This is a genomic window from Streptomyces sp. NPDC002463 (assembly GCF_042889835.1).
GTDB classification, from domain to species: Bacteria; Actinomycetota; Actinomycetes; order Streptomycetales; family Streptomycetaceae; genus Streptomyces; species Streptomyces nymphaeiformis.
Genome location: NZ_JBIARL010000031.1, coordinates 25,012 through 44,300, shown reverse-complemented (window position 1 = coordinate 44,300; position 19,289 = coordinate 25,012). Strand labels below are relative to the sequence as shown.

Annotated in this window: 22 protein-coding genes; 11 read left to right on the top strand and 11 right to left on the bottom strand. The window is 71.5% G+C overall.

The genetic code is table 11. The annotated features are described in order from the left end of the window. Nucleotides 1-4 precede the first annotated feature (4 nt). From ACFYX3_RS38430 to hemL, 4 genes are all read right to left on the bottom strand, one after another. A complete protein-coding gene (locus ACFYX3_RS38430) occupies nt 5-622 on the bottom strand; it encodes a TlpA family protein disulfide reductase (protein ID WP_389024159.1) in 618 nt (205 codons plus the stop codon). Between the two features lie 98 nt (nt 623-720). Next, nucleotides 721-2,022 (bottom strand): hypothetical protein, encoded by a 1,302-nt coding sequence (locus tag ACFYX3_RS38425; protein WP_389024156.1) that lies wholly within the window; start codon nt 2,020-2,022, stop codon nt 721-723. 243 nt (nt 2,023-2,265) lie between these two features. Beyond that, entirely contained in the window at nt 2,266-2,961 is a 696-nt protein-coding gene (locus tag ACFYX3_RS38420) for a histidine phosphatase family protein (protein ID WP_376582488.1), read from the bottom strand. Further along, nucleotides 2,958-4,304: a glutamate-1-semialdehyde 2,1-aminomutase gene (gene hemL / locus ACFYX3_RS38415; protein ID WP_116165469.1), complete on the bottom strand. Its 1,347-nt coding sequence runs from the start codon at nt 4,302-4,304 to the stop codon at nt 2,958-2,960. Before hemL ends, ACFYX3_RS38420 begins: the two co-directional genes overlap by 4 nt. Nucleotides 4,305-4,535: 231 nt before the next feature. On the opposite strand from hemL, the gene ACFYX3_RS38410 reads away from it, so the two are divergent. Continuing rightward, on the top strand, nt 4,536-5,138 hold the full coding sequence (locus ACFYX3_RS38410; protein WP_376582490.1) for a hypothetical protein: 603 nt from the start codon (nt 4,536-4,538) through the stop codon (nt 5,136-5,138). A 4-nt stretch (nt 5,139-5,142) separates the two neighbouring features. On the opposite strand, the gene ACFYX3_RS38405 is transcribed toward ACFYX3_RS38410, so the two are convergent. After that, nucleotides 5,143-7,098: an APC family permease gene (locus ACFYX3_RS38405; RefSeq protein ID WP_389024153.1), complete on the bottom strand. Its 1,956-nt coding sequence runs from the start codon at nt 7,096-7,098 to the stop codon at nt 5,143-5,145. A gap of 116 nt (nt 7,099-7,214) precedes the next feature. On the opposite strand from ACFYX3_RS38405, the gene ACFYX3_RS38400 reads away from it, so the two are divergent. Beyond that, on the top strand, nt 7,215-7,601 hold the full coding sequence (locus ACFYX3_RS38400) for a MerR family transcriptional regulator (RefSeq protein WP_389024251.1): 387 nt from the start codon (nt 7,215-7,217) through the stop codon (nt 7,599-7,601). A 3-nt stretch (nt 7,602-7,604) separates the two neighbouring features. Here ACFYX3_RS38400 and ACFYX3_RS38395 read toward each other — a convergent pair whose 3' ends face one another. Further along, on the bottom strand, nt 7,605-8,450 hold the full coding sequence (locus ACFYX3_RS38395) for an ABC transporter substrate-binding protein (RefSeq protein WP_389024150.1): 846 nt from the start codon (nt 8,448-8,450) through the stop codon (nt 7,605-7,607). Nucleotides 8,451-8,613: 163 nt separating this feature from the next. Here ACFYX3_RS38395 and ACFYX3_RS38390 point away from each other — a divergent pair, with 163 nt between their 5' ends. The 3 genes from ACFYX3_RS38390 to ACFYX3_RS38380 are packed head-to-tail and all read left to right on the top strand — an operon-like array spanning nt 8,614 to nt 10,276. After that, entirely contained in the window at nt 8,614-8,862 is a 249-nt protein-coding gene (locus tag ACFYX3_RS38390; RefSeq protein WP_389024147.1) for a hypothetical protein, read from the top strand. Between the two features lie 32 nt (nt 8,863-8,894). Beyond that, nucleotides 8,895-9,746 (top strand): DUF6597 domain-containing transcriptional factor, encoded by an 852-nt coding sequence (locus ACFYX3_RS38385; protein WP_389024144.1) that lies wholly within the window; start codon nt 8,895-8,897, stop codon nt 9,744-9,746. Between the two features lie 14 nt (nt 9,747-9,760). Then, on the top strand, nt 9,761-10,276 hold the full coding sequence (locus ACFYX3_RS38380; RefSeq protein WP_389024141.1) for a GNAT family N-acetyltransferase: 516 nt from the start codon (nt 9,761-9,763) through the stop codon (nt 10,274-10,276). Here the strand turns inward: ACFYX3_RS38380 and ACFYX3_RS38375 are convergent. Then, nucleotides 10,273-10,719: a GNAT family N-acetyltransferase gene (locus ACFYX3_RS38375; RefSeq protein WP_389024138.1), complete on the bottom strand. Its 447-nt coding sequence runs from the start codon at nt 10,717-10,719 to the stop codon at nt 10,273-10,275. The two genes, ACFYX3_RS38380 and ACFYX3_RS38375, sit on opposite strands and share 4 nt — an antisense overlap. A gap of 115 nt (nt 10,720-10,834) precedes the next feature. Between ACFYX3_RS38375 and ACFYX3_RS38370 the strand changes: the two genes are divergently transcribed. Both ACFYX3_RS38370 and ACFYX3_RS38365 read left to right on the top strand, forming a co-directional pair. Further along, nucleotides 10,835-11,686 (top strand): NAD(P)H-binding protein, encoded by an 852-nt coding sequence (locus tag ACFYX3_RS38370; protein WP_382660069.1) that lies wholly within the window; start codon nt 10,835-10,837, stop codon nt 11,684-11,686. Between the two features lie 76 nt (nt 11,687-11,762). Beyond that, entirely contained in the window at nt 11,763-12,503 is a 741-nt protein-coding gene (locus ACFYX3_RS38365; RefSeq protein WP_376582506.1) for a Mut7-C RNAse domain-containing protein, read from the top strand. Nucleotides 12,504-12,530: 27 nt separating this feature from the next. Here the strand turns inward: ACFYX3_RS38365 and ACFYX3_RS38360 are convergent, their stop codons facing one another. Both ACFYX3_RS38360 and ACFYX3_RS38355 read right to left on the bottom strand, forming a co-directional pair. Next, nucleotides 12,531-13,016 (bottom strand): MarR family winged helix-turn-helix transcriptional regulator, encoded by a 486-nt coding sequence (locus tag ACFYX3_RS38360; protein WP_382660071.1) that lies wholly within the window; start codon nt 13,014-13,016, stop codon nt 12,531-12,533. 77 nt (nt 13,017-13,093) lie between these two features. Next, the gene (locus ACFYX3_RS38355) at nt 13,094-13,654 is read right to left on the bottom strand and encodes a TetR family transcriptional regulator (protein WP_382660073.1); all 561 of its coding nucleotides are present in this window, start codon (nt 13,652-13,654) and stop codon (nt 13,094-13,096) included. 128 nt (nt 13,655-13,782) lie between these two features. Here ACFYX3_RS38355 and ACFYX3_RS38350 point away from each other — a divergent pair, with 128 nt between their 5' ends. Continuing rightward, nucleotides 13,783-15,207, top strand: a complete 1,425-nt coding sequence (locus ACFYX3_RS38350) for an FAD-dependent oxidoreductase (RefSeq protein WP_389024133.1) — start codon at nt 13,783-13,785, stop codon at nt 15,205-15,207. Nucleotides 15,208-15,233: 26 nt separating this feature from the next. Here the strand turns inward: ACFYX3_RS38350 and ACFYX3_RS38345 are convergent, their stop codons facing one another. Then, a complete protein-coding gene (locus ACFYX3_RS38345) occupies nt 15,234-15,716 on the bottom strand; it encodes a hypothetical protein (RefSeq protein ID WP_389024130.1) in 483 nt (160 codons plus the stop codon). Nucleotides 15,717-15,795: 79 nt separating this feature from the next. Here ACFYX3_RS38345 and ACFYX3_RS38340 point away from each other — a divergent pair, with 79 nt between their 5' ends. Together ACFYX3_RS38340 and ACFYX3_RS38335 are read left to right on the top strand one after the other, a co-directional pair. Continuing rightward, nucleotides 15,796-16,131 (top strand): YnfA family protein, encoded by a 336-nt coding sequence (locus ACFYX3_RS38340; RefSeq protein WP_116160384.1) that lies wholly within the window; start codon nt 15,796-15,798, stop codon nt 16,129-16,131. Between the two features lie 64 nt (nt 16,132-16,195). After that, nucleotides 16,196-16,960 (top strand): SDR family NAD(P)-dependent oxidoreductase, encoded by a 765-nt coding sequence (locus ACFYX3_RS38335; protein WP_382660080.1) that lies wholly within the window; start codon nt 16,196-16,198, stop codon nt 16,958-16,960. Between the two features lie 72 nt (nt 16,961-17,032). Here ACFYX3_RS38335 and ACFYX3_RS38330 read toward each other — a convergent pair whose 3' ends face one another. After that, complete coding sequence (locus ACFYX3_RS38330) at nt 17,033-18,226, bottom strand: RtcB family protein (RefSeq protein ID WP_376582516.1); 1,194 nt, start codon at nt 18,224-18,226, stop codon at nt 17,033-17,035. A gap of 174 nt (nt 18,227-18,400) precedes the next feature. Between ACFYX3_RS38330 and ACFYX3_RS38325 the strand changes: the two genes are divergently transcribed. Next, nucleotides 18,401-19,279: a DUF3558 domain-containing protein gene (locus ACFYX3_RS38325; protein ID WP_389024125.1), complete on the top strand. Its 879-nt coding sequence runs from the start codon at nt 18,401-18,403 to the stop codon at nt 19,277-19,279. Nucleotides 19,280-19,289: the final 10 nt, after the last annotated feature.

The window sequence follows — 19,289 nt, the reverse complement described above, 5'->3', positions numbered from 1 at the left end:
GGGCTCACTTCTCCCTGAGGAGGGGCTCGATCATCGACCGGAGCTTCTTCTCGTCGAGCGCCATGAGGGAGCGGGCGGCGATCTTGCCCTCCTTGTCGAGGACGACGGTGGAGGGGATGGCCTGCGGGTTGAGCGTGCCCTTGGGGAAGCCGAAGAGGATCAGCTTGCCCTGCGGGTCGTAGAGGCTCGGGTAGGGGATCCCGTAGTCCTCCTCGAAGGCGAGCGCGGGCTGCTGGTTGGGGTCGCGGGTGTTGAGTCCGACGAACTCGACGCCCTTGCCCTCGAAGTCCTTGGAGACCTTCGCGAAGTGCTTGGCCTCGGCGCGGCACGGGGCGCACCAGGAGCCCCAGACGTTGAGGACGACGACGTTGCCCTTGAGGTCGGCGACGTCGAGCCGCTTGCCTTCGAGGGTCTCGCCGGCGATCTCGTCGGGGGCCGTGCGCTCGCCCTTGGCGACGGTGGAGATGCCACCGGTGTTGGTCACGAAGTTGGTGTTGCCACCGCCGCCGGACTTGCCGTTGTTCTCGCCACCGCAGGCCGAGAGCACAAGAGCGGCGGCGGACAGCATCCCGACGGCGGTCAGGGTGCGCCGGGTGCGTCGGGGGGCACGGCTAAGGCTCATGTGAAAAGTTTCGCATGGGCGTTTGGGGGATCTTGGGCACCCCCCTACGTGCCCGTAAAGCCCCTTGTCAAGATCGCCTAAGCGGTGGGTCGGAAGAACTAGGCGGTCGGGGTGGAGGTGACGGTCGGGTTCACGGTCGGAGCGTCGGGCCGGAGGAATGCGTTCCACCCGCCGTCGGGCTTCTGCCCCACCTCCAGAGTGCGCAGTTTCTCCAGGATCTTCGGGTCCTGGACGTCGAGCCAGTCCACGAACTGCTTGAAGGAGACGAGCCGCACGTCCTTCTTTCCGGCCATTCCCTTGAGCGCCTCTTCGACGGCGTCCATGTAGATGCCGCCGTTCCACTGCTCGAAGTGGTTGCCGATGAAGAAGGGCGCGCGATTCGACTCGTACGCGCGCGTGAAGCCGGAAAGGTACGCGTCGGCGGCCTGCTTGCGCCAGCCGGGATAGCGCGAGGGCATGCCCTTGGTCGTGTTCTTCGACTGGTTGGCGAGCATGTTGTAGTCCATGGAGAGGACTTCGAAGGAGTGCCCGGGGAAGGGCACGGCCTGCAGCGGCAGGTCCCAGATGCCCTGGCGCTTGGTCGGCCACGTCTGGCGGCCGCCGGGCGAGCTGGCGTCGTAGCGCCAGCCCAGGCGCTTGGCGGTGGGCAGCAGGTTCTCCTGGCCGAGGAGGCAGGGGGTGCGGCCGCCGACGAGCTCCTTGGAGTAGTCGAAGGGCAGCGGGTCGAGGTCGGTCCAGCCGCTGTTGGTCTTCCACTCGGTGACGAACTTCACGGCCTGGTCGATCTCGCTCTGCCACTGGGCCGGGGTCCAGTTGCCGACGGAGCCGGAGCCGCCGCAGAAGTGCCCGTTGAAGTGGGTGCCGATCTCGTGGCCGTCGAGCCAGGCCTGCCGGACGTGCTTCAGGGTCTCCTTGATGTGCTCGTCGGTCAGGTAGCCGATGTCGGAGGCGCCGACGCGGTTGTTCGGCGGGCGGTAGAGGTTCTTCTTCGACTCGGGGAGGAGGTAGATCCCGGAGAGGAAGAAGGTCATCGCCACGTCGTTGTTCTTGGCGAGTTCGAGGAAGCGCGGGAAGAGGCCGTTGCCGACCTCGCCGGCGCCGTCCCAGGAGAAGATCACGAACTGGGGAGGGGTCTGGCCGGGTTCGAGCGGGACGGGGGCGTCGGGCTGGTGCGGCTGCTTGCCGGTGTCGGCGGTGGAACCGTCGCCGATCGGGCGGGCGTCGTCCTTGGTCGGGGTGGGCGTTCCCGGGTCCGCCGAGACGTCGCCCCCCTTAGCCGGTCCGGAACGTCCTGGCTTGTCCTGATTGTTGGTACTGCATGCGGCGAGACCCACCGCCGCAGCGGCCCCAACGCCCGCCCCGAGAAGCCCCCTTCGACTGATCCCGCTGATCCCGCGCATGACATCCCCATTCGCGCTGACGTATGACCTAAACGTCATCCAAACCGACAATGAGTGAGATGCCGGGAGGAACACGGAGGTTCCGGAAAATCGCACAAAAATTTTAGGGCGGTCGGATGACATGAACATCATCCAACCGCCCTGAACTGTGGCGCTCGGGCACCCCCCTGTCCAGAGGGGACGAGGGAACCCTGACGGGGATTACCCTCCGGCGCGCGGGGCCGGGCCCCTCGGCGTGTGTGGCTACGCCCCGAAGGCCTTCGACTTCCCCTTGACCGGCTTCGCACCCGCGAGGAGGTGCGCCGGGACCAGGTCCCGGGCCGGCTCGCTGTACCCGACCGAGACGATCTTGTCGCCGCGGTACGTGAACGAGGTCAGCGAGGCCAGCGTGCACTGGCGGCGCCGCGGGTCGTGCCAGAGCCGCCGCTTCTCCACGAAGCTCCGCACGATCCAGATCGGCAGCTGGTGGCTGACGCAGACCGCCTCGTGCCCCCGCGCCGCGTCCTTCGCCGCGTCGAGCGCGCCCATCATGCGCACGACCTGCTCGACGTACGGCTCGCCCCAGGACGGCTTGAACGGGTTGGTGAGGTGCTTCCAGTTGCCCGGCTTCTTCAGCGCGCCGTCGCCGACGCCGAAGGTCTTGCCCTCGAAGACGTTCGCCGCCTCGATGAGCCGCTCGTCACTGGCCAGATCCAGACCGTGCGTCTTCGCGATCGGCGTCGCCGTCTCCTGCGCCCGCTCCAGCGGGGAGGCCACGACGTACGTGACGTCCCGCTCGGCCAGGTGCTCGGCGACCCGGTCCGCCATCTGACGGCCCAGCTCGGACAGGTGGTAGCCGGCGCGGCGCCCGTACAGCACGCCGTCGGGGTTGTGGACCTCGCCGTGCCGCATCAGGTGGACGACGGTGATGTCCTGGTCCCGCGTGGTCCGCTCGCTCATGCCGTGGCCTCCGCGGCGGCGCGGGCCGCTGCCGGGAGCGCGGCGGCGATGCGCTCGATCGCCCGCTCGTCGTGCGCGGTCGACACGAACCAGGACTCGAACGCGGACGGCGGCAGGTACACGCCGTCGGCCAGCATCGAGTGGAAGAAGGCGTTGAAGCGGAACGCCTCCTGCTTCTTGGCGTCGTCGTAGTTCCGCACCTCGTCCGCGGTGAAGAACACCGAGAACATGTTGGACGCGGTCTGCAGCCGGTGCGCCACGCCCTCCTTGGCCAGCGCGCCCGTGACCAGGCCCTGGATCTCCGCCGAGACGGCGTCGACCTTCTCGTACGCGGCCTCGTCGAGCAGCCGCAGCTGCGCGAGGCCCGCGGCGGTCGCGACCGGGTTACCCGACAGGGTGCCCGCCTGGTAGACCGGGCCGGCCGGGGCGAGGTGCCCCATGACGTCGGCGCGGCCGCCGAACGCCGCGGCCGGGAAGCCGCCGCCCATGACCTTGCCGAAGGTCATCAGGTCGGGCTTCACGCCGTCGACGCCGTACCAGCCGGCCCGGCTCGTACGGAAACCGGTCATCACCTCGTCGGAGATGTACAGCGCGCCGTTCTCCCGGCACAGGTCCGCGAGGCCCTGGTTGAAGCCCGGCAGCGGCGGAACCACGCCCATGTTGCCGGGCGAGGCCTCGGTGATCACGCAGGCGATCTCGCCCGGGTGCGCGGCGAACGCCGCCCGCACCGCGTCCAGGTCGTTGTACGGCAGCACGATCGTGTCACCGGCCTGCGCACCGGTCACACCGGGCGTGTCCGGGAGGCCGAAGGTCGCCAGACCGGAACCGGCCGCGGCGAGCAGCGCGTCCACGTGGCCGTGGTAGCAGCCCGCGAACTTGACGACCTTGGCGCGCCCGGTGAACCCGCGGGCGAGCCGGATCGCGGACATCGTGGCCTCCGTACCGGAGGAGACGAGACGCACCTGCTCGACCGGCTCGATCCGCGCGACGATCTCCTCGCCGAGCGCGACCTCGCCCTCGCCGGGCGTCCCGAAGGAGGTGCCGCGGGCCACCGCGGCCTGCACGGCGGCGGTCACCTCGGGGTGCGCGTGGCCGAGAATCATCGGCCCCCACGAGCAGACGAGGTCGACGTACTCACGACCGTCCGCGTCGGTGAGGTACGGACCGGTACCGGACACCATGAACCGGGGCGTTCCGCCCACGGCCCGGAAGGCACGCACCGGTGAGTTCACGCCGCCGGGCGTCACGAGGGAAGCGCGGTCGAAAAGCGTCTGTGAGACTGGGGCTTCGTATGAATACGGCACTGTGATCCTGACCTGCGAGAACGACTTCGGGCACGACATCGGGAACGGAGGGACGGCGGTGAGCATCCTGTCTGTTACGCCGAGGCGCTCCCCGTCCGCGTCTGCGAAACTGGGGCGTCATAGGGATGACTCACGGAATCCATGGTGTCAGAGGCCACGGCGTTCTTGCGGACAGGTGTTTCACCGTACGAACGCGGGGGAGGTCACTGACACGATGATCGGGTTGCGCGGCGGGGTCGTGTTGCCGAGAAAAAGCAGTCGGGTGGAGATATGCATCGCGGTGGCGGACCGGGCGAGGGGACGGACGACCTGGGTCCGGAGTCTGCCCGGCGGGGGAGGCACCGGCGCAGGCGCACCGAGGAGCCGACCGCTTCGGAGCACCGGCCGAACCCGGAGCCCCCTGCGGAATCGGCCCCGACGACCGGGGGCCGGAGCTTGGGGGTGACGTACAAGTACTTCGGCGCGCCCAACAGCGCCACGGCGGCCCAGGTCCCGATCTCGATGCGCCCCGAGGAGCTCGGCGGGGACGAGCTCGGCATGGGCGGCATGTTCACCAAGATCAAGCCCGAGACGATAGCGGCCATGGTCCTCACCGGTATCCAGGGCATGCCCCTGCACAAGGTGCCGCCGCTCGAGCTGGTCGTGCTGCACCCCGACTACGCGGTCGTGAAGCTGCCGATGACCGTCGTCGACCCGCTGCGCGGGATCGGCGAGGAGTCGGTCGGTGCCGCCGCCTTCATCTGGTCGACGGTCCCGGACCGCGGCGGCCCGCGCGACGCCTTCGACGTCTACCAGCTCCTCCACGAGTGGCAGGACTTCTCGGTCCGCCTCCACGAGGCGGGACACCAGCCGTACTGTCTCGTCTGGCCCTGACCTCCTACGGCGAGGGGGTTCCGGCGCGCTCGGCGGCCAGCTCACGGGCCGAGGCGAGCCGGTAGGGCACGTCGATGACCACGACGTTCTGCATGAACAGCAGATGGGCCTTGAGACGCAGCGCGATCTGGTTGTGCAGCGACCGCTCCCACCAGTGCCCGACCACGTACTCGGGGATGACCACCGAGACCACCGACTCCCCCGTCCGCTCGGGCGCGTCCCGGACGTGCCGCAGGACGGGCTGGACGATCGAGCGGTACGGGGAGCTGAGCACCCTCAGCGGTACGTCGATGCCGTGCGCCTCCCAGGTCGCGCGGAGCACCTCCGCCTCCGCCGGGTCCTCGGCGACGGTGACGGCGGTGAGCGAGTCGGGGCGCAGGGTCCTGGCGTACGACAGCGCGCGGAGGCTCGGGGCGTTGACGGAGGCCACGAGGACGAGGATGTGGTTCTCGGCGAGGGTGTGGGGCCGGTCCCCCGGTGCGACGGCGACCTCGGCGGCGACGGTGTCGTAGTGCCGCCGGACGGCCTTCATCCCGGCGTAGAGCAGCGGCATCGCGATGACGACCAGCCAGGCACCGTGGGTGAACTTGGTGATCAGGACGATGACGAGGACGACCGCCGTCAGGCAGGCGCCGAAGGCGTTGATCGCGAGCCGGCGGTGGATGGTGCGGCGGTCGGCGGCCCCGGTGCCGGAAGGGCCGGCGAGTTCTCGCCTCCAGTGCTTGACCATGCCGGCCTGGGAAAGGGTGAAGGAGACGAAGACGCCGATGATGTACAGCTGGATGAGGCGGGTCAGCTGCGCGTCGAAGGCCACGATGAGGGCGATGGCGGCGAGCGCGAGGAGGACGATGCCGTTGGAGTAGACGAGCCGGTCGCCGCGGTGGACGAGCTGCCGGGGCGCGTAGCGGTCACGGCCGAGGACCGAGGCGAGCATCGGGAAGCCGTTGAAGGCGGTGTTGGCCGCCAGGACCAGGACGCCCGCGGTGACGGCCTGGAGCGCGTAGAAGAGGACGTGCCAGTCGCCGAAGGTGGCCCGGCCGATCTGGGCGAGCGCGGTGGACATCGGGGTGCCGGGGGCGAGCCCGAGCTCCGTGGGGTCCTCCGCGACGTGGACCTCGTAGACCATGGCGAGCACGGTGATCCCGAAGAACATGGTCGCGGAGAGCGCGCCCATGATCGCGAGCGTCATGGCCGCGTTGCGGCTCTTCGGCTTCGCGAAGGCCGGGACGCCGTTGCTGATGGCCTCGACACCGGTCAGCGCGGTGCAGCCGGAGGCGAAGGCGCGCAGGGCGAGCAGCACGAGCGCGATGCCCGAGTAGGCGGAGACCTCTTCCACGGGCAGATCGGCGGACTCGGCGCGGATCGTCGTGCCCGTCGCCATCCGCACCGCGGCCACGGCGAACATCAGGTAGACGACGGCGATGAAGGCGTACGTGGGGACGGCGAACCAGCGCCCCGACTCGCGTACCCCGCGCAGGTTCATCCACGCGAGGACCACGACGAAGGACACCGACAAGGACACGGCGTGCCCGTCGAGCGAGGGGACCGCGGAGGTGATGGCGGCGACCCCGGAGACGACGGAGACGGCGACGGTCATCACGTAGTCGATGAGCAGCGCGGACGCGGCGGTGAGCGCCGCCCTGCGGCCGAGGTTCTCGGCGGAGACGACATAGGCCCCGCCGCCGCCCGGGTAGGCGTAGCAGGTCTGCCGGTAGGAGGCGACGACGACCACGAGCAGCACGACGATGCCGGCCGCCGCGTACCAGGCCAGATGGAGTACGGCGAGACCGCCGAGGCCGAGGACGAGCAGGATCTCCTCGGTGGCGTAGGCGACGGAGGAGAGCGGGTCGCTGCAGAAGACGGGGAGGGCGATCCGCTTGGGCAACAGGGTCTCCCCGAGCCGCCCGGTGTCCAACGGACGACCTACGAGCAGGCGTTTCGCCGCACTTCCAGCTCTCATAAGTGCTGAAGTTAGGACGAATGGTATGTAATGCGCGGATGCCGCGCCCTGAGGGGAGCCCGCACGCCCTGGGGATCCCCGTACGAGGAAGGACGAGACGCGTGAGCGCAGTACGCATGACCGGCCGGCCCCTGCAGATCGCCGAGGTCGCCGCACGGACCGAACTGTCGCTGCGGACCATCCGGCAGTACGAGGACAGCGGCCTGGTCGTCCCCTCCGCGGTCTCGCCGGGTGGCTTCCCCCTCTACACGGACGCGGACGTGTCCCGGCTGATGGTGGTCCGCCGGATGAAGCCGCTCGGTTTCACCCTCGACGAGACCCGCGAACTCCTCACGGCCGTCGACCGGCTGTCCGGCGGCGCACTCGAACCGGACGAGCGGGCGGCGCTGGTGGCCCGCGTCCGCCGCTACGAGACGGCAGCGGCGGAACGCGTCGCCGAACTGCGGGCCCAGCTGGCCCGCGCGGAGGAGTTCGCCGACTCCCTCCGCACCAGCCTGGTCTAGGGCCTACGCCGCCAGCGCTTCCGCGAGGACGCGGAAGAAGCGGGCGTACGCGGCGGGGCTGGGCGGGGTCTCGGGGTTCCAGGGGGTGAGGCGGACCCCGGAAGGGAGCTCGTACGGCGGGGTCGCGTTGGCCCGCTCGTCGAAGAGGACCAGCCCGGGCCGGAGCGCGGCGACCCGGCCCCAGTCGCCGGTGAGCCAGTTGGCGCCGGGCCCCGGGCCGGGGTCGAGCAGCCGCACGCCGAGCCCTGCGAGATGCGCCAGCTCGGGCCAGGCCTGCGGCCGGGCGAGATGCACCTGCTCGGGCCCGGCGCCGGAGAGCGCGAGCACGTCGAGAGGGGACCGGGCGGCGAGGTCTCGGAGGGCGGCTTCGGCGGAGGCGAGGTGCTCCGCGTCGGAGGCGGAGGCGTCTTCGAGGGGTTCGGCGCCGAGGCTCGTGGCCAGCGTGGAGAAGCGGTCGAGGATCGCCGGCAGGGTGGGCTCGTTGCCGACGGAGAGCGCGGCGAGCGGGACCCCGAGACGTTCGGCGACCGCCTCGTCGAGCGCGTACGGACTCTTGCCGTCATAGGTCACGTCGACGATCACGTCCGGGCGCAGCTCGCGCAGCACCCCCTCGTCCAGGGTCCGGCCGGGCCCGAGGTACGACACTCCGGCCGCCCCGAGACCGCCCGCCTTGGCCGGATCGAGCGCCGCGCCGTCGTGCCCGGAGCCGTACACGGCGACCGGCGCCACGCCCAGGTCGAGCAGCGCCGCACCGGCCCGCACGTACGCGACGACGCGCAGCGGCACGCGGGCGGCCCCCAGCTCCGTACCCCTGTCGTCCGTGAATCCCCATCCCTCTGTTCCGGACATGCGGCTGCTCCCTCCCCGGCCTGAATCTCCCTCGTCCGTCACCTTGGAGCGCTTCCCCGGACCGCACAAGAGGGCCTGCCTCCCAGGCCACCTCTGCCGAAACCGTCCCAAGGGGTGTTAACTGAACGGGTCGGGAGGAAGTAGTAGGAACCTGGAGTGAGCCATGTCGTTGCCCGGCCCGTTCTCGGACCCCCGCGTGATCACGCTCTTCGGCCTGCTCGCCGTCTCGACGGTGGCGTGGCTGACGCTGAACCTGCGCGCCAGGGCGCGCGCCCGCCGCGAGCCGGCGGTCACCCCGCTGGAGCGGGTCTGGCACCCGCAGGAATCGGTGCCCCTGACACCCGAGGAGGAGCACGCCTTCGGCCAGGTCGTCTCCCGGCTCACCCTGGGCCCGGCGGGCCCACTGCGCTGACCGGGCCGCGCTCCGCATCTAGCATGCGGACCATGTCCGCCTCCGCCCCCCGCCCCCGACGGGACACCCGGGGCATCGTCGACCCCGCCGAGCTGCTCTCCCGGGTCCGCTTCCGCCGCCACGTCCCGGCGCCGGAGCTGCGGCCGTACCTGGAGCACTACTGGCTGATGGACTGGGAGCTGCCGGAGCCGTACGCGAGCCATCTCGTCCCGCACCCGTCGGTGAACGCCGTCTTCCAGAGGTACGGACGGCTGGGCGCCCCCGCGGAGGACGCGAGGGCCTGGGCCGAGGTGTCGGGGGTGGGGCTGGGCCTGTTCACGCAGAAGCTGACGGAGACGGGCCGGGTCTGCGGGGTGCAGTTCCGACCGGGCGGCTTCAGGCCCTTCGCGCCCGCGTGGCCCGTCTCGGAGTGGACGGGCCGGCGGGTGCCGCTGGGAGACGTGTTCCCGGGCGGGAGCGCGAGCCCTCTGGCCGCCGTCCTGTCTCCCGAGGACGACCACGCGCGCGTGGCGGCGCTCGACGCGTTCCTCCTGGCCCACGGTCCGGCGCCGGACCCGGCCGCCGAGCAGGCCATGGAGCTGGTGGACCTGATCCGCTCGGACCGGACGGTCCGCAAGGTGGCCCGGCTGGCCGCCGCGAGCGGACTGTCGGCGCGCTCGCTCCAGCGCCTGTTCGCCGGCCACGTCGGGGTCGGCCCGAAGTGGGTGATCCTGCGCTACCGGTTCCACGAGGCCCTGGAGCGCGCGGAGGCGGCGGGGGTCCCCGATTGGGCGGGCCTCGCCGCGGAGCTGGGCTACAGCGACCAGGCCCATCTCGTACGGGACTTCACGGCGACGATCGGGGTACCGCCCACGGCGTATGCCCGCGCGGTGTCAGTGCCCTGACCTAGCGTACGGACATGGACGACGACACCTCATCCGTACGCCTGGAGCCCTGGTCCGAGGAGGACGCCGGTCTGCTGCGCGCCCTGAACGCGCCGGAGTCGATGCACCACCTCGGCGGGCCGGAGACCGAGGAGCAGCTGGTCCGGCGGCACCGGCGGTACGTGGACCTGAGCGCCGACGACACGGGCGCGGGGCGCATGTTCCGGATCGTGCTGCCGGAGGGGGCCGTGGTGGGCAGCATCGGTTTCTGGGCGCAGACCTGGGACGGCGAGCCGGTGTACGAGACGGGGTGGGCGGTGCTGCCGGGCTTCCAGGGCCGGGGCCTCGCCACGTCCGCCACACGCGCGGTGGTGGCCGAGGCGCGGGCTGCGGGGCGGCACCGCCACCTGCACGCGTTCCCCTCCGCGGACAACGCCGCGTCGAACGCGGTGTGCCGCAAGGCCGGGTTCGAGCTGCTCGGCGAGCGGGACTTCGAGTACCCGCCGGGACGCCCGATGCGCTGCAACGACTGGCGGTTCGACCTGGGCTAGCCGGCGTCCGGCGCGGTCAGCGGCCGGGTGAAGTGGAAGGCGACGATGTCGAAGCGCTCGCGCAGGTAGAAGCGGTGGGCGCCGGTGCGGTGGGTGCCGGAGTCCAGGTTGAGCTCGTGGCAGCCGGCCGCGCGGGCGTGGTCCTCCAGGTGGGCGATGAGCGCGTGGCCGACGCCGGTGGAGCGATCGGCGGCGGCGGTGACGAGGTCGTCGACGTAGAGCTTGCGCAGGGAGCTGGTGTTGATGACGATCCGCCAGCCGGCCGTACCGACGCAGCGGCCGCCGTCCGTGTAGGCGGCGCTGAACCGCAGCCCTTGAGGGTGCCCGCCCTCGTAGATCTCGCGGAAGAGCTCCGGGGTGAGGTGGGGGCGGAGCTCGGAGAGCACGGGCAGGAGGTCGCTCTCCAGCCGGGGGTCGCCCGGGGCGAGGTCGATGATCTTCATGTCGGGGACGGTACCCCAGGTTTTTCAGGGTTGACGGAAAAGACGGAACCACGGACATTTATCTGCACGGCGCAGAGAATGCGCAACGCAGCCATGACGTCCCAAGGAGCCCCACATGACCGTCCTCGTCACCGGAAGTCGCGGCCGGGTCGCCGCCACCCTGCTCGCCCTGCTCGACGCGGCGGGCATCGAGGCCAGGGCCGGATCGAAGAAACCGGCGGACCTCTCCCCACCTCCGAACGTCGACACCGTGCGGTGCGACCTCACCGATCCGGCCACCTTCGACACCGCGCTGGACGGCGTGGACTCCGTCTTCCTGTACGCGGAGGCGGCGCACGCCGACACGTTCGCGGACCGGGCCCGCGCCGCCGGCGTCGAGCACGTCGTCCTGCTCTCCTCCAGCTCGGTCCTCGCCCCGGACGCAGCCGAGAACCCGATCGCCTCGTCCCACCTGGCGGCCGAGCAGGCCCTGTCGACCGCCGCCGATTCGGGCGCCTTCGAGACCACCCACCTCCGCCCCGGCGCCTTCGCCACGAACGCCCTGCAGTGGGCATGGGCACTCAAGGACGGCCACGGACCGGCACTGCCGTACCCGCACGCGCACGTCGACCCGATCCACGAGCGCGACGTCGCCGAGGCCGCCTTCGCGGTGCTCACCGAGCCCCGGCTGCGAGGCTCCGCGTACCACCTGACGGGCCCCGAGTCGCTGGACTTCACGGAGCAGCTGGCGATCCTGGCGAAGACGACGGGCCGCCCGGCGCCGTACAGAACGGTCACCCCGGAGGAGTGGAAGGAGTCGGTGTCCCCCTTCCTCCCGGCCCCGTTCGCGAACGCCCTGCTCGCCTACTGGTCCTCCCACGACGGCCACCCGGCCCCCCTGACCAGAACGATCGAGACCCTGACGGGCCACCCGCCCCGCACGTTCACGACCTGGACCCAGGACCACGCGGAGGCCTTCCGCGCGTAAGGCACCGCCGTTGCGGGCCCGCGCCCGGAACCGAATTGCCTGGCCCCCCACCAGCCCGCAATGCCATCCTGACCCCGTGAACGGACCCCAGATCCAGATCAGCTTCGCCCCCGCCCTCCACCTCTTCGTCCCGGCGGAACGCCGCACCGGCCGCACCCCCCTGACCACCGACGGCACCTCGTCGCTCGGCCACGTGGTGGAGTCGCTGGGCGTGCCGCTCACGGAGGCAGGACGACTGCTGGTCGACGGGCACCCGGTGGACGCCTCGCACGTGCCCGGCGCGGGCGAGACCGTCGAGGTGGAGGACGTGGTCCGCCCCCAGCAGGCACCGCCCGGCGCACCGCTCCGCTTCCTCCTGGACGTGCACCTCGGCACACTGGCCCGCCGGCTGCGCCTGCTGGGCGTGGACGCGGCGTACGAGAGCGAGGACATCGGCGACCCCGCCCTCGCCGCGCTCTCCGCGAGCGAGCGGCGCGTGATGCTGTCGCGGGACCGCGGCCTGCTGCGCCGCCGGGAACTGTGGGCGGGGGCCTACATCTACAGCGACCGCCCGGACGACCAGCTCCGCGACGTACTGGAGAGGTTCGCGCCGCGGCTCGCGCCGTGGACGCGCTGCACGGCGTGCAACGGGGAGCTGACCGACGCCGACAAGGACACGGTGCGGGAGCGCCTGGAGCAGGGCACGGAGAAGACGTACGACGTGTTCGCCGAGTGCGGGGAGTGCGGCCGGGTCTACTGGCGCGGAGCGCACCACGCCCGCCTGGAGGCGATCGTCTCGGACGCGGTGCGAGAGTTCGGCGGGGCGGCGGCGCACTGAAGAGACCCGCCCCGAACGGGGCACGCGTCAGTCGAGGTCGCCCCCGCGCAGCCGCTCGACCTGCGCGGCACTGACCTCGACGGTGCGCCGCATGTGGGCGATGAGCAGCGCGACCTCGGCGTCGCTGTAGACGTCGAACATCGTGCCCCAGGTGCTGTTGAGCTTGCGCCAGAGCTCGCCGAGCTCCGCCATCCGCTCGGGGACGAGGGCCACCAGGACCCGGCGCCGGTCCTCGGTGTCGCGCTCGCGGGTCACGTAGCCGGCGCGTTCGAGGCGGTCGACGAGGCGGGTCGCGGAGCCGGTGGTGAGCCCGGTCAGCTCGGCGACCCGTCCGGTGGTCGCGGGCCCTTCCTCCAGGCTGAGGAGGTTCAGGCACTGCACGTCGGTCGGGTGGAGCCCCAGGTGGTCGGCGACGGCCTGGTTGAACAGGGCGTAGGCGGCCATGTAGCGCCGGGCCTCCCCGTACAGCTCGGTCATGAGCGCTTCGCGCCGGACGGAACTCTTCTGCGTCATGCAGAGATTGTACGAACCAGGCACCGTGGCGTCACTCCGGCAGGAGCCACCCCGGCATCAGGTACGGTCCCGGCGGCTCAGGGCGCCTCGGCGGTGAGATAGCGCTGCACGGTGGGCGCCAGCCAGGCCACGACCTCCTCGGCGGACATCTCGACGGCCGGCGGCAGCCGCAGCACGTAACGGACGAGCGCCATGCCGAGGATCTGGGACGCGACGAGCGCCGCACGGCGGGGCGCGTCCGCCGGGTCGGGGCAGACGCCCCGGGTGACCGGGCCGAGCTGCGCGGCGAAGATCTCGTGCACGCGCGCGGCCCCGACCTCGTTGGTGACCCCCACCCGCAGCATCGCGGTGAGGGCCTCGTCGCTCTCCCAGCGCTCCAGGAAGTGGGTGACGAGGGCGACGCCGACGTGCTGCGCGGGCAGGGCGCCCAGCTCGGGCATGCCGATCTCGATGGCGGACGCGGCGGCGAAAAGCCCCTGCTTGCTGCCGTAGTAGCGCATCACCATCGACGGGTCGATCCCGGCGTCACGGGCGATGGCCCGAATGGTGGCGCGCTCGTATCCGTCGGAGGCGAAGCGCTCGCGGGCGGCCTCCAGGATGGCGGCCCGGGTGGCGTCGGAACGGCGGACGGTCGTCATACCAACAACTGTAGGCCAACGGGTGTTGACACGCCATTCGAGCCGCCCTACCGTTGCCAACAAGCGTTGACCAACAGCTGTTGACCAACATTCGTTGGCAAACGATCGTGGGCACCCTGGAGGCAGCCATGAGCACCAACAGCACCACGGACACGGACGTACTCGTCATCGGCGCGGGCCCCACCGGCCTCCTGCTCGCCGGCGACCTCGCCGCCGCCGGCATCGACGTCACCCTCGTCGAGCGCCGACCGCACGGCCTGGGCAACATGACCCGCGCCTTCGGCGTCCACGCCCGCACCCTCGAGCAGCTCGACGCCCGCGGCCTCGCGGACGAACTCCTCGCCACCGGCACCACCCTGACCAGCGCACGGCTCTTCGGCCGCCTGGACATGGACATGACCCGGCTGCCCACCCGCTTCAACCACCTGCTCGTCACCCCGCAGTACGAGGTCGAGCGCCTCCTGGAGCGCCGCGCGGTCGACGCGGGCGTCACCTTCCGGTACGGGACGGAGCTGCGCGGACTGCGCCAGGACGCCGGCAGCGTCACCGCCGAACTCACCGACCCCGACGGCACCCCGCTCACGCTCCGCGCCCGCTACCTGGTCGGCACGGACGGCCACCGCAGCTCGGTCCGCACCGCCCTCGGCCTGCCCTTCCCCGGCCGGTCCGTGATCCGCTCCATCGTCCTCGCCGACGTGCGCCTGACCGACGCGCCCACCGACTCCTTCAGCGTCGCCGGCGCCGGAGACACCTTCGCCTTCATCGCCCCCTTCGGCGACGGCTGGTACCGGGTCATGGGCTGGACCCGCGCCCGCCAGGTCGACGACAGCGAGCCCGTCGACCTCGAAGAGGTCCGCGAGATCGCCCGCAAGGCCCTCGGCACGGACCACGGCATGCACGACGCCCGCTGGATCTCCCGCTTCCACAGCGACGAGCGCCAGGCCCCCGCCTACCGCGTCGGCCGCGCCTTCCTCGCCGGAGACGCCGCCCACGTCCACTCCCCCGCCGGCGGCCAGGGCATGAACACCGGCCTCCAGGACGCCGCCAACCTCTCCTGGAAGCTCACCGCCGTACTCCGCGGCGAGGCACCCGACCCCGAGGCCCTCCTCGACAGCTACCAGTCCGAGCGCCACCCCGTCGGCACCATGGTGCTCCGCAGCAGCGGCGCGATCGTCCGCCTCGCGATGGCCCACACCCCGCTCACCCGCGCCGCCCGCTCCCTCGCCGTCCGGCTCCTGGGCGCGATCCGGCCCGCCTCGGCCCGCGCCGTGGGCATGATCAGCGGCATCGGTGTCTCCTACGCCCCCACGCCCGGCAGCGCCCGCCCCTCGGGCCGCCGCGCACCCGACGCCCACCTGCGCGAAGGCCGGCTCTACGAGCTGCTCCGCCAGGGCGAGTTCGTCCTGATCGCCCCGGAGGGAGCGACCCCGGCCCTGCCGGCGACCGCCCCCGTCACCCCGAAGCACCTCGTACGGGCCACCTGGACGGACCCGGCGAAGAAGGCCGCCGTACTGATCCGCCCCGACGGCTACGTCCACTGGGCGAGCAACTGAAGGGAGGCCGGGACTCAGAACCGGACTCAGAAGACGTAAGGATCCCCGGTGGCGAGCACGAGAACACGATGGCGGTCGTTCAACCGATTCCGGTCGGCCACCCCGTCCCTCCAGGCCGTCGTGACCTCGACCGTCATCTCGTCCGGAAGGGCCGCGGTCCGCAGGTCGAGCGCCAGCTCGCCGGTACCACCCGCGGCCCCGAGCGCGCCCGTCCGGCAGGACACCACCCGGTCGCTGCTCCACAGACAGGCCGGCGGCAGCTCCTCGCCCCCCGCCATCGGCTCGGAGAAGGCGATCCGGACCGTCGCCTGGGAGATGTCGGAAGGCCCGTGGTTCTCGCTGACGAGCCAGACACCGACCCTCCCCTCCCAGAGGGAGACGTGCCCGTGATGGGACAGATCCGCCTCGGCCCCGACCGCCGGCCCCACGGCACCGGCACTCCCGCCCGCACCCACCACCGTCACGGCCGCGAGAACGACCCCGGCCCAACCCTTCCGCAATCCACGCATAACCACAAAATACCGATGCCTGATCACATAGTCTGACAACTCATCAGCCCGCGTGTCCCCGTCATGACACCCTGCCCTCATGCTGATCGCCCGCTCCATCGCCCTGTTCGTCCTCGCCGCCCTCTTCGAGATCGGCGGCGCCTGGCTCGTCTGGCAGGGCGTGCGGGAGCACCGCGGCTGGATCTGGATCGGCGCGGGAGTCATCGCCCTCGGTGTCTACGGCTTCGTCGCCACCCTCCAGCCCGACGCCGAGTTCGGCCGCGTCCTCGCCGCCTACGGCGGAGTGTTCGTCGCCGGCTCCCTCGCCTGGGGCATGGCCGCCGACGGCTACCGCCCCGACCGCTGGGACGTCACCGGCGCCCTCATCTGCCTCGCCGGCATGGCCGTGATCATGTACGCCCCACGAGGCCGCTGAACACGCCCGCCTATCCTGACCGGGCGATCCACCCGCAATCGACCACACGCGCGAGGAGCACGTCATGACTGCCGCCGGCACCCCCATCGCCGTCATCACCGGAGCGAGCAGCGGAATCGGCGCCGCCACCGCCCGACAGCTGGCCGCCGCCGGCTACCGCGTGGTCCTCACCGCCCGCCGCAAGGACCGCATCGAGGACCTCGCCGCCGAGATCAACGAAGCCGGCCACCAGGCCACGGCCTACGCCCTCGACGTCACCGACCGCGCCGCCGTCGACGAGTTCGCCACCGCCTTCCGCACCCTCGCCGTCCTCGTCAACAACGCCGGCGGCGCCCTCGGCGCCGACCCGGTCGCCACCGGAGACCCCGAGGACTGGCGCCGGATGTACGAGGTCAACGTCCTCGGCACCCTCCACATGACCCAGGCCCTGCTCCCCGCCCTCACCGCGAGCGGCGACGGCACGGTGGTCGTCCTCTCCTCCACCGCCGGCCACTCCACCTACGAGGGCGGCGCGGGCTACGTCGCCGCGAAGAACGGCGCCCGCGTCCTCGCCGAGACCCTCCGCCTGGAGATCGTCGGCACCCCCGTGCGCGTCATCGAGATCGCCCCCGGCATGGTCAAGACCGACGAGTTCGCCACGACCCGCTTCCGCGGCGACACCGACAAGGCGGCCAAGGTCTACGCGGGCGTCGCCGAACCCCTCACCGCCGACGACGTCGCCGACACCATCACCTGGGCCTGCACCCGCCCCCCGCACGTCAACATCGACCTCCTGGTGGTCCGCCCCCGAGCCCAGGCCTCCAACACCAAGGTCCACCGCGAGCTGTAGGGCCCGGTCGCGCGGACGCACGAGAGGGGCCGGTGCGCCGCACCGGCCCCTCTCGTCCCCGAAGGGAACCCCTCAGCCCTTCACACAGATGACCTGCTTCAGCTTGGCGACGACCTCCACCAGGTCCCGCTGCTGGTCGATGACCTTCTCGATCGACTTGTAGGCGCCCGGGATCTCGTCGACGACGCCGGAGTCCTTGCGGCACTCCACGCCCCGCGTCTGCTCCTCCAGGTCCCGCGTCGAGAAGCGCCGCTTCGCCGCGCTCCGGCTCATCTTCCGGCCGGCGCCGTGCGAGGCGGAGTTGAACGACGCCGCGTTCCCGAGGCCCTTCACGATGTACGAGCCCGTACCCATCGAGCCCGGGATGATCCCGAACTCCCCGGAGCCGGCCCGGATCGCGCCCTTCCGCGTGACCAGCAGGTCCATGCCCTCGTACTGCTCCTCCGCCACGTAGTTGTGGTGGCAGGAGATCACCGGGTCGAAGGTCACCCTGGCCTTGCGGAACTCCCTCCGGACGACCTCCTGGTAGAGCGCCATCATGATCGCGCGGTTGTACTTCGCGTACTCCTGAGCCCAGAAGAGGTCGTGCCGGTAATCCGCCATCTGCGGGGTGTCCGCGACGAACACCGCCAGGTCGCGGTCGACGAGGCCCTGGTTGTGCGGCAGCTTCTGCGCCTGGCCGATGTGGTACTCGGCGAGCTCCTTGCCGATGTTCCGCGACCCGGAATGCAGCATGAGCCACACCGAACCGGACTCGTCGATGCAGAACTCCACGAAGTGGTTGCCGGACCCGAGCGTCCCCATCTGCAGGGCCGCCCGCTCCCGACGGAACTTCACCGCGTCCGCGACCCCGTCGAACCGCGCCCAGAAGTCCTCCCACCCCGCCGCGGGGAACTGGTACAGCCGCTTCGGGTCCACCTCCTCGCGGTGGAGGCCCCGGCCCACCGGGATCGCCTGCTCGATCTTCGAGCGGAGGCGGGAGAGGTCGCCCGGCAGGTCGTTCGCCGTCAGGGACGTCCTGACCGCCGACATGCCGCAGCCGATGTCCACACCGACCGCCGCCGGACAGACCGCACCCTGCATCGCGATCACCGAGCCGACGGTCGCGCCCTTGCCGTAGTGCACGTCCGGCATCACGGCCAGGCCCTTGATCCACGGAAGCGTCGCCACGTTCTGCAGCTGCTGCATGGCGCCACCCTCGACCGAGGCGGGGTCGGCCCACATCCTGATCGGTACTTTCGCGCCGGGCACCTCTACGTACGACATACTTCCCCAATTCCCCCGAAAAGACTGATAACGCAAAAACCGGAGCCAAAGCCCGTACAGGTGACAGCGGACCGGCATCAACGGCTGCGTGTGCGATAGACATTGTGTCCATCGGCCGGGTTCGCGCGGCAAACAGTTTTCGGGAAAGACTTCGGGTGAAGGGAGCCTGGGACCGTGCAGCGAAAGAGGTACGCACCCGGCCGCACCGGGTCCGCGGCTCGCACCGCCGTCGCCCTCGCACTCGGCCTCGGCCTGGGCGCCGGCCTCACCGCGTGCTCCGGCGGGACCCCCGCCGACGACATCGCCGTCGACGCCAAGGCCGGCCAGGCCTCCGCCCCCGTCGCACCCCCCGGCCGCTACCGCACCCTGTTCGAGCCCTGCGGCGCCGTTCCGCAGGCCACCCTCAAGGACCTGCTCCCGGGCGCGGCCGCGCTGCCCGACACCGAGCGCGACAAGGCGTACCGGGGCATCGCGGCGGTCACGTACGACACGGACCGGCGCGTGGGCTGCACGTGGAAGGCCGACACCCCGGACACCTCGCACCGGCTGTCCCTCGACATCGAGCGGGTGGTGTCGTACGACGCGGCGGTCAGCGATGACGACCGGGCGCAGGAGGTGTACGTCCGCAAGCAGCTCGCGGCGGGCATCCCGGTACCGCCCACGGCGCCGCCGAGCCCGACGGCGACGGCGACGGCGCCCCCCACGGGCAGCCCGACCACCTCGGCCACCGCCACCGCCGCGGCCACGGCTCCGCCGGCCAAGACGCCGACGGGCGGTCCCGCCGACCCGAGCGCCACGGAGTCGGCGACCGGTCTGGAGCCGCGCGTCCTCGAGGGCCTCGGGGACATCGCGTTCGTCGACGACGTCCTCAGCACGACGGGTGCGAACAGTCATCAGCGTGCCGTCAGCGTGGTCTTCCGCACATCGAACGTGATCGTGACGATCTCGTACCGGGAGCAGAGCACGGGTTCCGCGGAGGCACCGGACAGCGCGGAACTGCAGGAAAAGGCCCGGAATCTGGCCCGGCAGCTGGCCGAGCGGCTGGAGGAGTAGCCGCTCGGCC